General features: G+C 40.2%; 1 protein-coding gene. It reads right to left on the minus strand.

Going from position 1 to position 473, the window contains the following annotated elements:
• Positions 1 to 473 (minus strand): cytochrome c biogenesis protein (locus tag AC2JF9_RS08845; RefSeq protein WP_500727023.1); only part of this gene is annotated, 473 nt, incomplete at both ends.

The following is a 473-nucleotide window of genomic DNA, read 5'->3' on the forward strand; positions in this document are numbered from 1 at the left end:
ATTAAAAAAGAACCAATATTCCAATAAGCAAGTGTCTTTCCATACATTTGTTTCCGAACTTTTAAATATAAATACACGCTATATGCTGTTAATACGATGAACGAACCAATGATTTTTGGGTCATACCAGAATAGGTCGGGAACCTTTATATATGCCCATTGCAATCCCAATATTAGTGCAAGTACCAGCATTGGCACGCCTATTACCGCAAGGACATAGGACATATGTTCAAGCTTCGCCAAGTCGCCAAGCCTTAAAAGCCGTTTCCCCCATTTTTTCTGTTTAAGAAGGTCGTATTGTATTAAATAAAGCAGCGAAAAAACAAATGACAGAGAAAAGGCGCCGTATGACAATATCGCCATTGTTATATGGATCAGCAGCAGCTCGGATACCAGCTTTTGGGCTAAAACAGCAGATTCTATCTGAACCGGCGCAAAAGTATGGACGGCCATCACAATAAAACCGAGCACGTT

The organism is Lactobacillus sp. C449L (assembly GCF_059900815.1).